This is a genomic window from Cohnella silvisoli (genome assembly GCF_021190915.1).
In the GTDB taxonomy this organism is placed as follows: Bacteria; Bacillota; Bacilli; order Paenibacillales; family Paenibacillaceae; genus Cohnella; species Cohnella silvisoli.
Genome location: NZ_JAIOAP010000006.1, coordinates 237,621 through 253,525, shown reverse-complemented (window position 1 = coordinate 253,525; position 15,905 = coordinate 237,621). Strand labels below are relative to the sequence as shown.

The 15,905-nt window shown below is 48.4% G+C and carries 17 protein-coding genes; all 17 read left to right on the top strand.

All coding sequences use genetic code 11. The annotated features are described in order from the left end of the window. Positions 1 to 175: 175 nt before the first annotated feature. Positions 176 to 1,264, top strand: a complete 1,089-nt coding sequence (locus K7P76_RS13945; protein WP_232185905.1) for a cytochrome P450 — start codon at positions 176 to 178, stop codon at positions 1,262 to 1,264. Positions 1,265 to 1,353: 89 nt separating this feature from the next. After that, positions 1,354 to 2,184 carry a lipase family protein gene (locus tag K7P76_RS13940; protein ID WP_232185904.1) on the top strand — a complete coding sequence of 277 codons (831 nt, stop codon included), beginning with the start codon at positions 1,354 to 1,356 and terminating at the stop codon, positions 2,182 to 2,184. 100 nt (positions 2,185 to 2,284) lie between these two features. Then, positions 2,285 to 3,175: a LysR family transcriptional regulator gene (locus K7P76_RS13935; protein ID WP_232185903.1), complete on the top strand. Its 891-nt coding sequence runs from the start codon at positions 2,285 to 2,287 to the stop codon at positions 3,173 to 3,175. A gap of 12 nt (positions 3,176 to 3,187) precedes the next feature. Next, positions 3,188 to 3,754, top strand: coding sequence for an NADPH-dependent FMN reductase (ssuE, locus tag K7P76_RS13930; protein ID WP_232185902.1), 567 nt, complete (start codon positions 3,188 to 3,190; stop codon positions 3,752 to 3,754). A 263-nt stretch (positions 3,755 to 4,017) separates the two neighbouring features. Beyond that, a complete protein-coding gene (locus K7P76_RS13925) occupies positions 4,018 to 4,923 on the top strand; it encodes a transporter substrate-binding domain-containing protein (protein ID WP_232185901.1) in 906 nt (301 codons plus the stop codon). A 29-nt stretch (positions 4,924 to 4,952) separates the two neighbouring features. Next, the gene (locus tag K7P76_RS13920; RefSeq protein ID WP_232185900.1) at positions 4,953 to 5,735 is read left to right on the top strand and encodes an amino acid ABC transporter permease; all 783 of its coding nucleotides are present in this window, start codon (positions 4,953 to 4,955) and stop codon (positions 5,733 to 5,735) included. Further along, positions 5,732 to 6,442, top strand: a complete 711-nt coding sequence (locus K7P76_RS13915) for an amino acid ABC transporter permease (protein ID WP_232185899.1) — start codon at positions 5,732 to 5,734, stop codon at positions 6,440 to 6,442. Before K7P76_RS13920 ends, K7P76_RS13915 begins: the two co-directional genes overlap by 4 nt. Continuing rightward, positions 6,439 to 7,191: an amino acid ABC transporter ATP-binding protein gene (locus tag K7P76_RS13910; protein ID WP_232185898.1), complete on the top strand. Its 753-nt coding sequence runs from the start codon at positions 6,439 to 6,441 to the stop codon at positions 7,189 to 7,191. Before K7P76_RS13915 ends, K7P76_RS13910 begins: the two co-directional genes overlap by 4 nt. 20 nt (positions 7,192 to 7,211) lie before the next feature. Next, a complete protein-coding gene (locus K7P76_RS13905; protein WP_232185897.1) occupies positions 7,212 to 8,222 on the top strand; it encodes an LLM class flavin-dependent oxidoreductase in 1,011 nt (336 codons plus the stop codon). Positions 8,223 to 8,233: 11 nt separating this feature from the next. Beyond that, entirely contained in the window at positions 8,234 to 9,394 is a 1,161-nt protein-coding gene (locus K7P76_RS13900) for an amidohydrolase (RefSeq protein ID WP_232185896.1), read from the top strand. Between the two features lie 12 nt (positions 9,395 to 9,406). Continuing rightward, the gene (gene solA / locus K7P76_RS13895) at positions 9,407 to 10,549 is read left to right on the top strand and encodes an N-methyl-L-tryptophan oxidase (RefSeq protein WP_444880218.1); all 1,143 of its coding nucleotides are present in this window, start codon (positions 9,407 to 9,409) and stop codon (positions 10,547 to 10,549) included. 24 nt (positions 10,550 to 10,573) lie between these two features. Next, entirely contained in the window at positions 10,574 to 11,068 is a 495-nt protein-coding gene (locus tag K7P76_RS13890) for a DinB family protein (RefSeq protein ID WP_232185894.1), read from the top strand. Between the two features lie 39 nt (positions 11,069 to 11,107). Then, a complete protein-coding gene (locus K7P76_RS13885; RefSeq protein ID WP_232185893.1) occupies positions 11,108 to 11,641 on the top strand; it encodes a GNAT family N-acetyltransferase in 534 nt (177 codons plus the stop codon). Positions 11,642 to 11,661: 20 nt separating this feature from the next. Next, positions 11,662 to 12,990, top strand: coding sequence for an LLM class flavin-dependent oxidoreductase (locus tag K7P76_RS13880; protein WP_232185892.1), 1,329 nt, complete (start codon positions 11,662 to 11,664; stop codon positions 12,988 to 12,990). Positions 12,991 to 13,012: 22 nt separating this feature from the next. Next, positions 13,013 to 13,180 (top strand): M20/M25/M40 family metallo-hydrolase, encoded by a 168-nt coding sequence (locus tag K7P76_RS13875; protein WP_373692391.1) that lies wholly within the window; start codon positions 13,013 to 13,015, stop codon positions 13,178 to 13,180. Between the two features lie 212 nt (positions 13,181 to 13,392). Beyond that, positions 13,393 to 14,820: a PQQ-dependent sugar dehydrogenase gene (locus tag K7P76_RS13870; protein ID WP_232185891.1), complete on the top strand. Its 1,428-nt coding sequence runs from the start codon at positions 13,393 to 13,395 to the stop codon at positions 14,818 to 14,820. Positions 14,821 to 14,925: 105 nt separating this feature from the next. Next, positions 14,926 to 15,897, top strand: a complete 972-nt coding sequence (locus tag K7P76_RS13865) for a LacI family DNA-binding transcriptional regulator (RefSeq protein WP_232185890.1) — start codon at positions 14,926 to 14,928, stop codon at positions 15,895 to 15,897. Positions 15,898 to 15,905: the final 8 nt, after the last annotated feature.

The window sequence follows — 15,905 nt, the reverse complement described above, 5'->3', positions numbered from 1 at the left end:
TTGCTGAGGGGCTTATGCGATAGCTTTTTTTGTATTGCCGGGCTGACGATTTCTAGATATTTACAAAATGATAAAGGTGGTATAAAATTGAACTGACTGGTCAGTACAAAAATTACGAAGGGTGATGACTTTGGAGTCTTTGCGTAAATTATTATCTTTGGAACGGTATGAGAAAATGAGAAATACCGAGCCAGTTTCTTATGATCCTGCATCAGGAACATGGTCTGTCTTCAAGTACCGCGACGCAAAAATCGTAATTGCTGATCATGAACATTTCTCATCCCGATTTATTGAAACTCCGAGCGAGGAACAGCCGATTGAAGCGAGTATTTTGCGAACTGATCCACCCAAGCATAAACAGCTGCGTTCGCTTGTTATGCAAGCATTCACTCCTCGTGTCATAGAGGGATTCGCCCCCCAAATACATTCTGTTGCAGAAAATATGTTGGATCACGCCTTAGCGAAAGGGAAGATAGACGCCGTCAGGGATTATGCCAGCCCGCTGCCGATTATGATTATTGCTGAAATGCTGGGCATTCCAAATGAGGACCGGGAAAAGTTCAAGCAATGGTCGGATGCTCTGGTCGGTACGGATTATGCGCATTATTTGCAATGTCAGCAGGATATGAGCGACTATTTCGCGTTAATTGCCGAACAGCGCCGCAGCTGCATGCAGGATGACTTGATCAGCAATTTGGTGCGTGCGCAAGATGAAGGAGCCCAGTTAAGCGCTCTAGAACTGATCGGTTTTTGTATTTTACTTCTGGTGGCCGGCAATGAGACGACGACGAATTTGATTTCGAGCGCCTTGCTTTGTTTGGGAAGCAGGCCTGAGGATTATGCGGAAGTAGCGGCCGATCGCTCACTCCTCCCACAGGCAATTGAGGAAGTGCTGCGTTATTGTTCGCCGGTACAATCGATGCCGCGCAGGGTGAGAAAGAACGTTGTGCTAAACGGACATCAATTTGCAGAGGGGGAGACAGTCGATATTATGATTGGTTCAGCCAACCATGACGAGGATGTTTTTGTGAGTCCGCAATATTTTGATATACACCGCAAATCAAATCCGCATCTTGCATTCGGGCATGGCATCCATTTTTGCTTGGGAGCCCAGCTTGCGCGTTTGGAGGCGAAAATAGCGCTGAATGTGTTCATGGATAAAATTCGATGTTTTCAAGGAGATCGCGAAATCCCGTTGGAACGATTGGATAGTTCATTCATCTTCGGTGTCAAGCAACTGCCGCTGATCCTAGAGAGAAGATAGGCAGAAGATAGGATGTTTGCCATAGGCACCACTTGCTTCTCTTCTTAATAATGTATGGAAGAGAAAGCAAGCGGAGGTTGAGCGAGCGAATGCCGACTAAACAATGCGATGACCGGACAGCCATCTTCCTGGCCTCCGTGTGCAGTCAAACTTATGCGCAATATAGCGATCCCGATGGACAATTTGTGGTTCCTGAATCTTATGAGGTCGTTTCGACATTCCGAGCAAAGTCTTTAACCGGCAAATTGGAGAAGTTCGGCTTTATTTTGCAATCCGACAATCGAATCATCGTTGCGTTCCGGGGTACGAGTTCGACGACGGATTGGATTTCCGACGCGATCGCAAGCCAGTCGAAATACAAGTGCGTGAAGGACGCCGGGCAGAGCCATCGAGGAATTTCGGATATTTATTATTCGGTTCGGGATCCAATATTGGCGGCTCTAAGCAAGCTTTCCGCTGACAAAACATTATTCATTACCGGTCATAGCCTTGGAGGAGCGCTCGCTACTTTGTGCGGACTTGATATGGCGGAAAATTCTGCATTTAGCGATCCTGTCGTATACACCTATGGTTCGCCTCGCGTTGGCGATCCGTCATTCGCGAGAGCGTTCACGGACAAGGTAAACCAAAGCTTCCGGATCAATAACCATTTCGATGTCGTAACCCATTTGCCGCCCAATGTATACAAGCTGCCGAAGAGAGAGACGACTTATCACTACGTACATGTCCGGGATTCGAACGGCCTATCCTTCCACAATGGCTCGGTGTCTGGCAATCATGTCATAAGCAGCTATTTCGTGGAGCTTGCCAAGCGAGATTCCTTATATACAGAGGAGCTCCGCGTGCGGAATCCAGGATTTTGCCCCCAGCCTGAGAGATATAGCTCTCAAGGATCGGAGCCTGTAATCTACATCCCGTAAAGCAGCAGTGATTTTCCTTTGATTATTTGTCTTTACATCATTTAAATTCCAAGTTATCCTATTGGATAAGTAAAAGCTGCCAAGACGATAATCCGGGGAGGTGCTTCTTGTTAACATAGAAAACATCGAGGCGTTCGTATATGTCATCCACTGCGGAAGTTTTAATAAAGCCGCGGAAGCGTTATACTTATCCCAACCATCGGTTACCGCTCGCATTCAATCGCTCGAGCGGGAGCTCGATTGCAGGTTGTTCGACCGGCAGGGAAAGCAAGTTCAAATAACGGAAGAAGGCAAACGCTTCTTGCCTTATGCCCAGCAGCTTCTGTTAACTTATCAGAAGGGCAAGCTGCATGTTAACCGGAAGAAGTCGCTTCCCGAGGAATTCAGAATCGGGTGCACGGTTTCGGTGTCCAACTACATCATTCCGGAGCTGCTGCCCCGTTTGAAGCGTCATTTTCCGAATACCCATTACAAAATCGTAACGGGCATTACCGATGATATCGTGGGCAAGGTGCTGAATAAGGAAGTCGATATCGGCTTCGTTCGAAACGTGAATCATCCTAATCTCCAATCCATTAAGTTTTACGAGGATCAGATATCTTTGTATACGTATGAGGATCATCCCTTCGTTGGAGCCGAGCGGTTGACGGTCGAGGAAATAGCGGTACAGCCTCTCGTCTTCTTCGAGTGTGGAGCCTTGGATTGGCTGCGGATTCACCGGGTATTCGAGAACTTGGACCAGCCGCCCAATATTCAAATTCAGACGGATAATTCGGAAATGGCCAAGAAGCTGGTCATTGGGAAAATCGGAATATCGTTTCTTCCCGGCTTGTGCGTGCGGCAGGAAATGGCCGACGGAAAGCTTTATCCCGTTCGTGTTCCCGAAACGGACGGCATTTCGCTTCAGACGAACCTCATCTCCAATCATGGGGAGCATACGCAGTTTCTGAATGCGATTATGGAAATCGGCAAAGTATTGACTCAACAATAGGAGGAATCATCGATGAGCCACATTGTTATTATTTCAGGCAGTCCCACGCCAGGGTCCCGTTTGAACGGGTTAATTCAGCACATTGAGAGTAAATGGGCGGGGCAGGATATCCAAATTAGTCATATCCGGGTAGCGGATTTGCCTCCCGAGGCGCTGCTTCATGCGAATTTCAAAGACGAGCAGATTGTAGCCGCATTAGCTTTGGTGGAATCCGCAAGCGGCGTCGTAATCGCCAGCCCGGTCTATAAAGCTTCTTTCACAGGTATCTTAAAAGCATTCTTGGATTTACTTCCGCAGACGGGACTTAAAGGGAAGGTAACTCTTCCGTTGTTTATCGGGGGAACGATAGCTCATTTGTTGAGCTTGGATTACGCATTAAAGCCCGTCCTATCCGTGCTCGGCAGCAGAAACATTTTGGGCGGGGTGTTCGCGATCGATCAATGGGTGCAAAGGCTGGACAACGGCGGATTCGAGCTGACGGAAGAATTGCGGGAGCGTTTAGATCGTTCCGCCGAAGAGTTGGCTGAGGAGATTAACTGGTTGGAGATCCGTTCCAAGGAGAAAGTCGTAACATCGTAATTTCGCATGGCTTGGGAAGCGGGGCTGACCTTAAAGTCGATAAGACTAAGGTTAGCCCCTTGTTTATTTCTCAAAACACACTAAAACAATATGAATAATTGGATATTATCGGATTTTTGAATCGATATATAGAATATCTCTATTATCAAACGCATTGACGATGCAAACGGTCGGTGTTATTGTTAGTCACAACGTTAATCCTTACTTAACAAGTAGGAATTATAAGTTTAATAAAAACAAAGAAAAGTGGAGGGAATCATCTTATGAAAAAGACAACATTATTCGCTTTCGCACTCATCTTCGTATTGGCTTTAGCCGCATGCGGCAACAAGAACAATGACAGCGGCAGCGCGTCATCCACTTCACCCGCAGCCAGCTCTGCGGCAGCATCCGAAACGCCAAGCGCTTCTCCAAGCGAGTCGGCGGCCGCAAGTTCCGAAGCTCCGGCGGAAGTTAAGAAAATCGTCGTAGGTACGGGAAGTCAATTTCCCAAAGTGGCTTTTCTTGACGACAGCGGCAAGCTGACGGGCTTTGACGTCGAACTGGTCAGAGAAATCGATAAGCGTCTTCCCGAATACGAATTCGAGCTTCAAGTGTTGGAGTTCAAAAACATATTGCTTAGCCTCGAGACTAAGAAAATCGATCTGGCTGCTCACGAATTCGAGAAAAACCCGGAACGCGAAGCCAAATACTTGTTTAATAAAGAAGCCTATGCGCATTGGAAAAACAAAATCATCGTAGCCAAAACCAATAACGATCCGATCGAGTCGCTTGACGATTTGAAAGGCAAAAAGTTTTTCACGTCGCCGACAAGCGCCGAGGCGCAAATTCTTGAGAATTATAACAAAGATCATGACAACGCGCTGAAGATCGTGTATTCAAGCGGAGGAGCTAACGATATCGTATCGCAAATAACGTCAGGACGCGTAGATGCCACGGTCGGCGCTGACTTCGTGTTACCTATCTTGGATCCGGAAGGCAAATTGAAAACAGTAGGCAAAGAGCTGAGCGAAGCCGACATCCTGTTTTTATTCCGTAAAAACGATCCTGACCAACAAAAGCTTGCCGATGCGGTAGATAAAGCGATCGTTGAAATTAAAGCGGACGGAACGCTGGCTAAACTCAGCACGGAATGGCTCGGCTTTGATGCTACGACTTCGGAAAAATAGTCCATCTTTTAAGAAAGGGTGAAGTCGATATGGGTGCTCAATTCGATATCGCCTATGTGTATGATTATTTCCTGAAGCTGCTGCCCTTTATAAGAATCTCGCTTGTCATCGTGATCAGTTCCATATTCGTAGGCTTGGGCGTCGGATTTCTCGTCGCCCTTCCTAGGCTATATAAGATATCCGTGCTGCAACGAATCTCGCAGGTGTATGCTTCTTTTTTCCGAGGGACCCCGATTCTGATTCAGTTGTTTCTGATCTATTACGGTTTGCCCGAGATACTGAAGCTAGTTAACGTCGATGTATCCAAGGTTCCGGTTTTGTTCTTCGTTATTCTAGCTTATGGCTTGCATGCAGGAGCATATATTTCCGAAGGTATCCGGGCTGCCGTTACGGCTGTGGACAGAGGACAGGTGGAGGCGGCATATGCGGTCGGTATGACAGGTTTCCAGGCATTCACCAGAATCGTATTCCCTCAGGCGCTTGCGATATCGATTCCGATCTTGGCTAATCTGATTATCGCGACGTTGAAGGACACCTCGCTCGCTTTTACGCTTGGCGTAATGGAGTTGACGGGGAAATCGCAGACGCTGGTTACGGTATCCAGACATTTCGTCGAAAGCTATATCGCGCTTGCTCTTGTTTATTTTATTCTCAGCCTTATTCTGGAAAGATTATTCAACCTGGCAGAGCGACGGCTTCTCAGGCATGAATCTCTTGTTTCCAAGAAAGACAAAGTGCCCATGGGCAGAAAATGGTTGAACCGCACATTGGAAGCGGAAATCGCGTTAAGCAAAGGAGGCTCTAGTCTATGACGGTGGACTTATCATTCCTATGGACGGCCTTCGTGCAACTGCTTCCGGCAATTCCGAACACGCTCTATATTACGGCCGTCTCCGTAACTTGCGGTTTTATTATCGGTACGATCGTCGCACTTTCAAGGATTTATAAGGTGCCGGTGCTTAGCCAGTTGGGAACTTCATATGTCACTTTCATTCGCGGCACCCCAATGCTTACTCACTTATTGCTCATTTATTTCGGCTTACCCCTAATTGTTGACGATTTGGCCGCCAAGTTTGGGTGGTCCTTCAATTCGGTATCCATACCGATGATAGGTTTTGCTTATATTTCCTTCTCCATTACGGCGGGCGCATACTTGGCCGAGGTTATCCGTTCCGGCATGCTGGCGGTAAATAGGGGGCAGCTTGAAGCGGCTCATTCCATCGGAATGACGACCATCCAAGCGCTGCGCCGGATCGTCGTTCCTCAAGCTTTCGCGGCTGCTCTCCCTAACTTGTCCAACAGCTTAATCGGAATGCTGCACGGTTCTACGCTTGCTTTTACCGTATCGGTTGTAGAGATCAACGCTCAGGCTGAGATTGTCGCTTCGACGAACTGGAAATACTTCGAGGCTTATCTTGCCGCCGCGATTATTTTCTGGGGAATAACGATTCTGATCGAAAAAGCGACGGCTTTGCTTGAGAAGCGCATTAATGTGTATAACCGCGGGGGTGTAGCATGATTAAACTCAAACAGATCACCAAATCCTTCGGTCGCCAGCAAGTTTTGAAAGGTATCGACCTAACCGTCGAGAAAGGGGAAGTCGTCGCGATCCTCGGCCCCAGCGGCTCTGGCAAAACAACGCTGCTTAGATGCATTAACTATTTGGAAAAGCCGAGCGACGGGGAAATATCAATCGACGAATTTACCGTTCATTGCCGGAAACCGAATAAGAAGGACATTCATACCCTTCGCCAGAAAACCGCGATGGTATTCCAAAATTACAATTTGTTCCGACACAAAACAGCGCTGGAGAACGTCATGGAAGGGCTCGTTATCGTAAAGAAGCTGCCCAAAGAGGAAGCGCGCAATAAAAGCATAGAGCTGCTGGAGAAGGTGGGGCTCGGCAACAAGCTGGACTCTTATCCGAGTCAACTATCCGGCGGGCAACAGCAACGGGTCGGGATTGCTCGCGCGCTTGCGCTTAACCCCGAAGTGATTTTGTTCGATGAACCGACCTCCGCGCTCGATCCTGAGCTTGTAGGAGAAGTGCTTGCCGTTATACGTAAAATTGCCAAAGAAGGAATCACAATGATTATCGTCACCCATGAGATGGGGTTTGCCCAAGATGTCGCGAACCATGTCGTATTCATGGACGAAGGCGCTATTGTCGAAGAAGGGCCTCCCAAAGTGATATTCCAATCGCCTAAAGAAGAGAGAACGAAGCAGTTCCTCGCAAGGATTACCCCTGAAAGCGCCTATTCTATTTAATGGATTGGAGTGGATCGTAAGTGGCACTTAAATTCGGTATTCTCGATCAAAGCATCGTGTTTCCCGGCCAGACCCCGGCAGAGGCGCTTGGAAATACGATTAAGCTGGCGCAGTTGGCAGAATCCCTTGGCTTCGAGCGATTCTGGGTATCGGAGCATCACGATTCCCCGCAGATGGCAGGGGCGTCGCCGGAAGTTCTAATCTCCCATCTGCTTGCCCGAACGGAGAAAATCCGGATCGGCTCCGGCGGCGTGATGCTTCAGCATTACAGCCCATACAAAGTTGCGGAGAACTTTAACGTACTCGCTTCGCTAGCGCCGGGACGCGTGGATCTAGGTATAGGCCGCGCGCCGGGAGGATTGCCCCGTTCGACGAAGGCGTTGCAGAAAGGGCTGACGGAGCATGATTCGTTAGCCGATAAGCTCGTCGAACTTGAGCACCTCCTGCATGGATCGTTCGGAGAAGACCATCCGCTCGCCGGACTTCAAGCAAACCCATTGCCCGTGCAGCCTGCTGATATTTACTTATTGGGGACGAGCGTTTCCAGCGCGCAGTTGGCAGCGGAGAGAGGGTATCCATACGCGTTTGCGTTATTTATCAACAATGATCCGGAGGCGGCCCGGGTTGCCTTCGAGACTTACCGGGAGCATTTCAATAGAGCCAAAGGTGCCGAACCGAGAGCGATACTGGCCTTATCGGTTATCGCGGCGGATACGGAAGAGGAAGCCAATGAACTCGCCGGCCATTTCAAGAGCGTTCGCGTCACGCTGGCAAGCGGGAAGACAGTAAACGTCGGCTCTCTGGAGCAAGCGGAGGAATTCGCGAAGCAAGCGGGAGAGACGTATACGGCAGAAGTTCGCGATGCGGACATCACTAGGGGAACGAAGGACGCCGTCCGCAAGAGATTGCTCGAATTAAGAGAATTATATGATGTCGACGAGCTTATCTTCACGACGATCGTGCCTGATTTCGAGAAGCGCGTACGTTCGTTCGAATTGCTGAAGGAAGCGTTCGAGGAGCAGCCTGCGTAGGAGGGTCAGTGATGGGTCAATTGAAGGCAAAGCCGTTCGAAGAACGATTAGTAGCATTCCGGCGGCATTTGCACGCTAATCCCGAGCTGTCCCATGAGGAGTTCGAAACGACCGCAGCCATTCGCGGATGGCTGACCGAGGCGGGAATTCGCATCGCGGATTATCCGCTTAGAACAGGCGTTGTGGCTGAGGTGGGGGGACTGAATGGCGGCCCGATGATTGCCATTCGCGCCGACATTGATGCGTTGCCAATCCAAGAGGAGACGGGATTGCCGTTCGCTTCGAGAGTTCCGGGAAAGATGCATGCGTGCGGACATGATTTCCATACGGCAATCGTGTTAGGCGCAGCGCTTTTATTGAAGAATAAGGAGCATGAATTGAAAGGGACGGTGCGATTCCTTTTCCAGCCGGCGGAGGAAAAGGCAGAGGGAGCTTCGCAGGTTATCGCGAGCGGGGCATTGGAAGAGGTGCGTGCCGTATTCGGACTGCACAACAAGCCGTACTTGTCCGTCGGGACGATCGGAATCAAATCCGGTCCGATCATGGCTTCGGCCGACGGCTTCATCGTTGAAGTCGAAGGCCGTGAAACGCATGCCGCAGTACCGGAGGCGGGTTTAGATCCGATCGTGACCGCAGCCCATATCATTACCGCGTTGCAATCCATCGTTAGTCGCAACGTTAGTGCATTGGACAGCGCCGTCGTTAGCGTAACCCGCTTGAATAGCGGTACGGCGTGGAACGTCATTGCCGATAAAGCCGTATTCGACGGCACTTTGCGAACATTCGACGAACGCGTGCGTGTGAAGGTGCGTGAACGCTTCGAGCAAATCGTAACGGGAGTCGCTTCCGCGTTCGGAACCGAGGCGAAAGTGAATTGGCTGGAAGGACCGCCTGCCGTCGTGAACGATCCGAAATGGGCTGAGTTAGCGACAAGGACGGCTGAATCGATCGGTCTGACGGTCGTGGAACCGGCTCCTTCTCCGGCGGGCGAGGATTTTGCTTTTTACTTAAAAGAAACGCCCGGGAGCTTCTTCTTCTTGGGTACGTCCGGCCCGCAGGAATGGCATCATCCCGCTTTCGATATCGATGAGGAAGCTTTGCCCATTGGTGCCTCATTCTTCGCCGCCCTAGCGGTCGATGCATTAGGCAAGCTAACGGAGTCGCTTAAGTAGGAGGGTAGCATCATTCGAAAATTATACGATGTCATCGTCGTTGGTGCCGGCTCGATGGGCATGAGCGCAGGGTATGAGCTAGCGCGCCGCGGATTTAAGACGCTGCTCATCGATGCCTTCGATCCACCGCATCCGTTGGGCAGCCATCATGGCGAGCCGCGCCTGATCCGGCATGCTTATGGAGGCGGCGCCGCTTACGTCAAGATGGCGCTTCGCGCGGATAAGCGTTGGCTCGAGCTGGAAGAGGCAACCGGCGAGAAGTTGCTAGAGAGATCCGGCGTACTGAACATTGCGGACCCGGACGTTTATTCCTATGAAGGACGGTTTGAGGACGCGGCCGTTCATGGGGTTTCCATCGAATCGCTCGACGCGCAACAAATCCATGAGCGGTGGTCAGGCGTCCGATTGCCCGATCATTTTCGAGCGATGTACGAGCCGAATGCAGGTTATCTTTATAGTGAAAAGTGCGTTGCCGCATACAAGAAAGTAGCCTTGCAGGCAGGCGCGACGTTGTTAACCCATACATTCGTAACGAACATAAAGCCGGAGAAATCTTACGTTACCGTGTCGACGAAAGACGATGAATTCATGGCGGCCAAAGTCATACTTAGCGCCGGTGCTTGGTTTAAGACGCTTGAGCCATTCGTTCATTTGCCGATCCGCGCCGTCCGCAAAGTAGTTGGTTGGTTTGAGCCAAGCGGCAAATCGTTCGATGCAGGCGCTTTTCCCGGATTTACGTTCGGAAACGCCAGCGGCGGTTATTACGGCTTTCCGAGTATAGGAGGAGCAGGCGTCAAGATCGGTCGTCATGATACCGGGGTCGAATGGCGGCCCGGTGAAGAGCTCGAGCCTTTCGGAACCTATCCGGAGGATGAGGATGACTTGCGACGTGTTTTGGAGTCGTTCTTGCCGGGAGCTGCGGGAAAGCTTCTGCGGAGTGCGGTTTGCAAATACGAGTTCACGCCGGATGACAACTTCATTATCGATACTCATCCCGAGTTTTCAAGCGTGCTGCTGGCGGGAGGATTCTCAGGTCACGGCTTCAAATTTTCCAGCGTTGTTGGTGAAATGCTTGCGGATCAAGTCGAGCTTGGCAAGTGGGGACAGGACGTCGGATTGTTCTCTGCGAGGCGTTTCGCTCAGGAAGATAATTAAGCGTTTTTTCAAGGAGGAATACCTATGAGTCTAGCATCTGTTAACATTGACACCTACTTGCATACGTACGAACAATTGCAAGAAGCGATCGAAGGATTATCGGACGAACAGTTGAAATGGAAAGCGACGGACGCGCAGTGGAGCGTGACCGAAGTGCTTGCGCATTTGGCGGATCATAACATCGTCGTTTCTTTCCGCATTCGCGAAGTGTTATCCGGCTCCGAAGTTCGATTGCCCGCCTTCAGTCAGGATCCGTGGGTCGCCGGCCAGAAAGCGAATGAAGGAAAGGCTTCGGATATATTGGATATTTTCCGAAATTTGCTCATCTATAACAGCTTGTTGTTTCGTCGTTTGACCGTTGAGGATTGGAACAAAACCGGGGTTAATTTCAAGGGTGAAACGGTGACTTTGGCGGCCATTATTCAGTCTTTCATCGCGCATGTCCAAGTTCACCTCGCGCAGATCAGCAGAATCAAACAAGGCGAATCGAGTTCGCAAAATTCTAGCTGCGCGATTTAATAGACCGTTAACTTCTAAATGAGAAAGCAGGTGGAGAAAATGTCGGACAAAAAAGTTATTATCCGTTACGCGGAGATTTCCGATCTCGACTCGGTGAGAGAAGTTCTGTTGGATGCCTATCAGCAATACTCGGAGACGCTTTCGGCGGAACGCTGGGAGCAGTATAAGGAAAGTATTTTGTTGTCCGTTAACGCCGAGACGACCAAAGCGAGACTTGTCGCCGAGGTGGGTGGAGAGGTCGTAGGCAGCGTGTTCATCTACGATTCGTCGGAGACTGCTTACGGGGCGCCGCAATTGGAAATCCATACCCCTATCATACGCCTGCTCGGAGTATCGCGGAAAGCGCGCGGGCTTGGTGTGGCTACGGAATTAATCCGATCGAGCGCCAAGCTGTCGTTAGAATGGGGGGCGGATACCCTCCACCTGCACACCTCCGACTTAATGGACTCGGCCATAAGGCTTTATGAGCGGCTTGGTTTCGAAAGGGCTTTCGATAAGGAGTTCATGAACGGAGACATTCTCGTTAAAAGCTACCGTCTTCCTTTACGGGAAACCACTTTATTAAACGTATAAAATCGAGGGAGGAATAAACAATGGCAAAACGTAAGCAAATTAAATTCGGCGTTCTCGTTCATGGTGTTGGCGGTAATATTTCCGGTTGGCGGCATCCCGAGGTGCTGACGGACGCAAGCGTGAATTTTCCTTATTATAAGGAACAAGTTCAAATCGCGGAAGCAGGCAAAGTCGATCTTGTGTTCATCGCGGACGGTTTATATATTACCGAGAAGTCGATCCCGCATTTCCTGAACCGGTTTGAACCGATTACTCTTTTATCCGCATTGGCGTCCGTGACGACAAATATCGGTTTAGTAGGAACGTTGTCCACCTCTTACAGCGACCCGTTCACCGTAGCCAGACAATTCAGTTCCCTTGATCATCTAAGCGGAGGTCGCGCAGGATGGAATTTAGTAACGTCTCCTCTGGAAGGATCGGCCAAAAACTTCGGTAAGCCGGAGCATCCTACGCATGACGAGCGTTACAAAATCGCGGAAGAGCATCTCGAGGTTACTCGGGGCTTGTGGGATTCATGGGAGGACGATGCATTCGTTCGCAACAAGGAAACGGGCGTTTTCTTCGATCCTTCCAAGCTCCACCGCCTGGATCACCAAGGGAAATATTTCAACGTTCAAGGGCCACTTAACATCGCAAGATCGAAACAGGGACAGCCGGTCGTATTCCAGGCCGGTTCCTCCGAGAGCGGCAGGAACCTGGCAGGCAAAGGTGCGGACGCCGTCTTCACCGGACACGAAACTCTTGAAGAGGCGCAGGAATTTTATAAGGACGTTAAAGGTCGTGCGGTCGCCAATGGCCGATCGGTCGACGATATCGTGATTTTACCGGGGATCGCTCCGATTATCGGCAGAACGCAGGAGGAAGCGGAGCGCAAGTACGAGGAAATCGCTAGCTTGGTCAGCATCCAGAACGCGCTCGATTATCTTGGACGTTTCTTCGAGCACCATGACTTCTCGCAATACCCGCTGGATGAACCGTTCCCGGAGCTTGGGGATCTGGGCAGCAATAGCTTCCGCAGCGGCACGGACAAGATCAAGAAGGCGGCGAAGGAGCAAGGACTGACTTTACGTCAAGTCGCTTTGCAATCCGCGACTCCTCGAGGTCAATTCATCGGCACGCCGGAGAAAGTCGCGGATCTGATCCAGAAGTGGCACGAAGAAGAAGCGGCGGACGGCTTTATTGTTTACTCCGCGCTGCCTAGCGGGCTTCGGGATTTCGTGGAATTGGTTATACCGATTTTGCAGGAGCGCGGCGTCTATCGTACCGAATATGAGTCGGATACGCTTCGCGGCAACTTGGGGTTGCCGATCCCGGCCAACCGTTATTCGGTTGCCAAAGTAAATAGCTGATAGAGCGGTGGATACGGGACGAGTGTTTACGCGATTAGAGCCTATGGACGCATTGCCGATTCGTGAACTTAGCGAGCATGAGTATGTTTCTGATATGGAAGGTAAAATGCACGCTTGCGGTCATGATGCTCATATGACGATGCTGTTAGCTGCGGCTTATGGACTAAGTTTGGTTAAAGCTATTACCTAATCACGAATGGACTGAGGGTGAACGACGAGATTCATAGCTAATGGAAGCCTGCTATAGCAGGCTTTTTATTTTTTTATGCATTGGGCTAATTGGGGAGGGAACTGGAATTGAAGGTGCACCGCATCCTCAGACACCAAGCCGCAATTGGGTATTTATAAACTATTTTAATCATATTTTTATAAAAGAAAACAATAAAAAGGAGTGTAAGTTAATTGATAAAAGTTAAAGTTAGTTTGCGGCCCATTGTTAGTAAGTTAAATTTACCCACTGTTTTGAAAACAGCTATTCTTCCGGGTGACTCAATCGAAAGATTATTTATTGCAACCCAGGTAGGAGAGATCTTTTACATAGGAAACGGAGTTATAGAGACTTTCTTAGATATTCGCCCACGAATTATTAAACTAGGTGTTTCTAGTGGCGGATATGATGAACGGGGATTGCTAGGGCTAGCATTTCATCCCCAATTTTATTATAATCGTCTGTTTTATCTCCATTATTCAGCAGCTGGGACCCAAGGTCCGGGTGCTATTCCAGGCGCTCTTCTTGAATCTTTTAAGCCTAACCCGTGTGATTCTAAAACCTTAAACCTAAAGTGGATAAATAGAGAAATTCAATATGATCATATCGATACAGTTGAAGAATGGATTCTACAATCGAATGGCCAACCTCAAAAACGGCGGACATTACTTAATATAAGAAGACCATTTTTAAACCATAATGGTGTCAATAGCTTAAACTTTTCACCTGAAACAGGAAAACTTGTTTTGACAACCGGTGATGGCGGATCAGGCTATGATCCATTTAATTTAAGCCAAGATGATATGGAAATAGCAGGTAAAATAATCGAAATTGATGTAGTTAAGAATACATTTATCGATAATCCACCCGTAGTTACACGTTTTAACGAATTACCCGTACCTATTCAGGAAACTCTTACGGTAATCGCCAAAGGAGTTCGCAATATACCAGGCATTTCATTTCAAAGGTTTCGTAATCAGTATATCAAATACGCAGGAATTGTCGGACAGGATCTCGTAGAGTCGATTTTTTCATTCATTCATTATAAACCAATACCCGTTACCCAGCTTATTCAAGCTTTTTTAATGAAATCCGAACCTGACCAAGAAGGATTTATTAACTTTGGCTGGCGAGGGTGGGAAGGTGCTTTTCCTACTTCGATAATAACAGGCTGCTCCGCAAATCCGGCTTTGAATGAGAAAACAATTGCTTATTACGATGAAGCAGTGAAAACTTCAGTGCGGCGTCTTCAGCCTCTAATCAGTTATTTTCATGAAGATCCCCGACCCGATAAGTTTAAAGCAATTGCACTTACAGGAGTACAGCCATATATGGGAAATGAAATCCCGGAGTTATCGGGAAACGTTGTGTTTACCGATCTGGCTCGGGGTAAAGAATCTCAACTTCCGGTTAGAGGGGTTTTAGCTTATACCAGGGTAAGAACAGATTGTAAACTAAATGATTTTAGCGTGATTGAAACCGATTATAATTTCGGGTCTCAATCCGCTTATTATGTTAGTTTGGGAACGAATCTGAATCAAACCAGACTCTATTTAGGGGTTTATGGCTCTATGAAAGTGGCTGATTCTAACCAAGGTACTGTTTTTGAAATTGTTCCATGATTCATAATTAGTTAATCATTTTAGTAAAATTTAAAAGTAAATTTTATATAAAACAATTTACATGTTATATTAAAAGGACAAAGTCAGCAGAGGAGAGCAGTTATTATGGATGGAATGAAGAAAATCGCAAACATCGCGGGCGTATCGGTTTCGACTGTTTCAAATGTGCTGAACGGACGTAATAATGTAGGACAGGCGACAAGGGAACGCGTTCTGCAAATCTGTTCGGAATACGGGTATTATCCGAAGACTTTACGCGAGCAAGCGAAGTCGAATAGTAAAACGAAGACCATTGTTTTTATCTTCAGCGACTTTGACCGCGAATTTTATTTGAAAATTATTAACGGAATGAGTGATTGTCTTACTGAAAACGGGTATGACTTAATTATATGCACCAATAAATCCAGTTCAAACTTTATGCGTAGCAGCTTTGCGAGCGGTGCCATCGTTCTAGACAGCAAAATGAATGATGATTATGTGATCTCTGTTTCTAAGCCTGACTTTCCTGTCGTTCTAATGGACAGAATCATCTCGAATGAACTAGCCAATACTAAAAGCGTAATTATCGACAACTATCCCGTGATGTGTGAAATGGTGCAGGGGCTGGTCGATAAGGGGTTTAAGCGGTTCGGATTTATTGGCGGGATGGAATTTACATTGGATAATCAAGAGCGTTTTACCGGATTCACGGATACGTTGGCGAAGAACAATATCGAGTTCGACCGTAAAAATTATTTTCACGGAAACTATCGCGAGAAAAGCGGGTATCAGGCGGCAAAAATCATGATCTTGAGCAATGCTTTGCCTGAGGTGTTAGTTTGTGCGAATGATAATATGGCCATTGGAGCAATGAAAGCATTCGAAGAAAACAATATCAGAATTCCGGAAGATATTTCCGTTACAGGGTTCGACGATTCCGAGGCGGCGGTCATGGCGGGATTGACGACCATTTCCATTCCGCGTTATGAAAGCGGTTATTTAGCAGCTAAAGAGCTGCTGGGAATCATCGAAGGCACAGTAAACAGAAAACCTTTTAAGCTTGGCGCCACAGTCGAATGGAGAAAAACTGTGAAGTAATCATGATT

Coding starts and splice junctions, on each gene's coding strand:
- K7P76_RS13945 (WP_232185905.1), top strand. CDS start 176: ATGAGAAATACCGAGCCAGTTTCTTATGATCCTGCATCAGGAACATGG.
- K7P76_RS13940 (WP_232185904.1), top strand. CDS start 1,354: ATGCCGACTAAACAATGCGATGACCGGACAGCCATCTTCCTGGCCTCC.
- ssuE (WP_232185902.1), top strand. CDS start 3,188: ATGAGCCACATTGTTATTATTTCAGGCAGTCCCACGCCAGGGTCCCGT.
- K7P76_RS13925 (WP_232185901.1), top strand. CDS start 4,018: ATGAAAAAGACAACATTATTCGCTTTCGCACTCATCTTCGTATTGGCT.
- K7P76_RS13920 (WP_232185900.1), top strand. CDS start 4,953: ATGGGTGCTCAATTCGATATCGCCTATGTGTATGATTATTTCCTGAAG.
- K7P76_RS13915 (WP_232185899.1), top strand. CDS start 5,732: ATGACGGTGGACTTATCATTCCTATGGACGGCCTTCGTGCAACTGCTT.
- K7P76_RS13910 (WP_232185898.1), top strand. CDS start 6,439: ATGATTAAACTCAAACAGATCACCAAATCCTTCGGTCGCCAGCAAGTT.
- K7P76_RS13900 (WP_232185896.1), top strand. CDS start 8,234: ATGGGTCAATTGAAGGCAAAGCCGTTCGAAGAACGATTAGTAGCATTC.
- K7P76_RS13890 (WP_232185894.1), top strand. CDS start 10,574: ATGAGTCTAGCATCTGTTAACATTGACACCTACTTGCATACGTACGAA.
- K7P76_RS13885 (WP_232185893.1), top strand. CDS start 11,108: ATGTCGGACAAAAAAGTTATTATCCGTTACGCGGAGATTTCCGATCTC.
- K7P76_RS13880 (WP_232185892.1), top strand. CDS start 11,662: ATGGCAAAACGTAAGCAAATTAAATTCGGCGTTCTCGTTCATGGTGTT.
- K7P76_RS13865 (WP_232185890.1), top strand. CDS start 14,926: ATGGATGGAATGAAGAAAATCGCAAACATCGCGGGCGTATCGGTTTCG.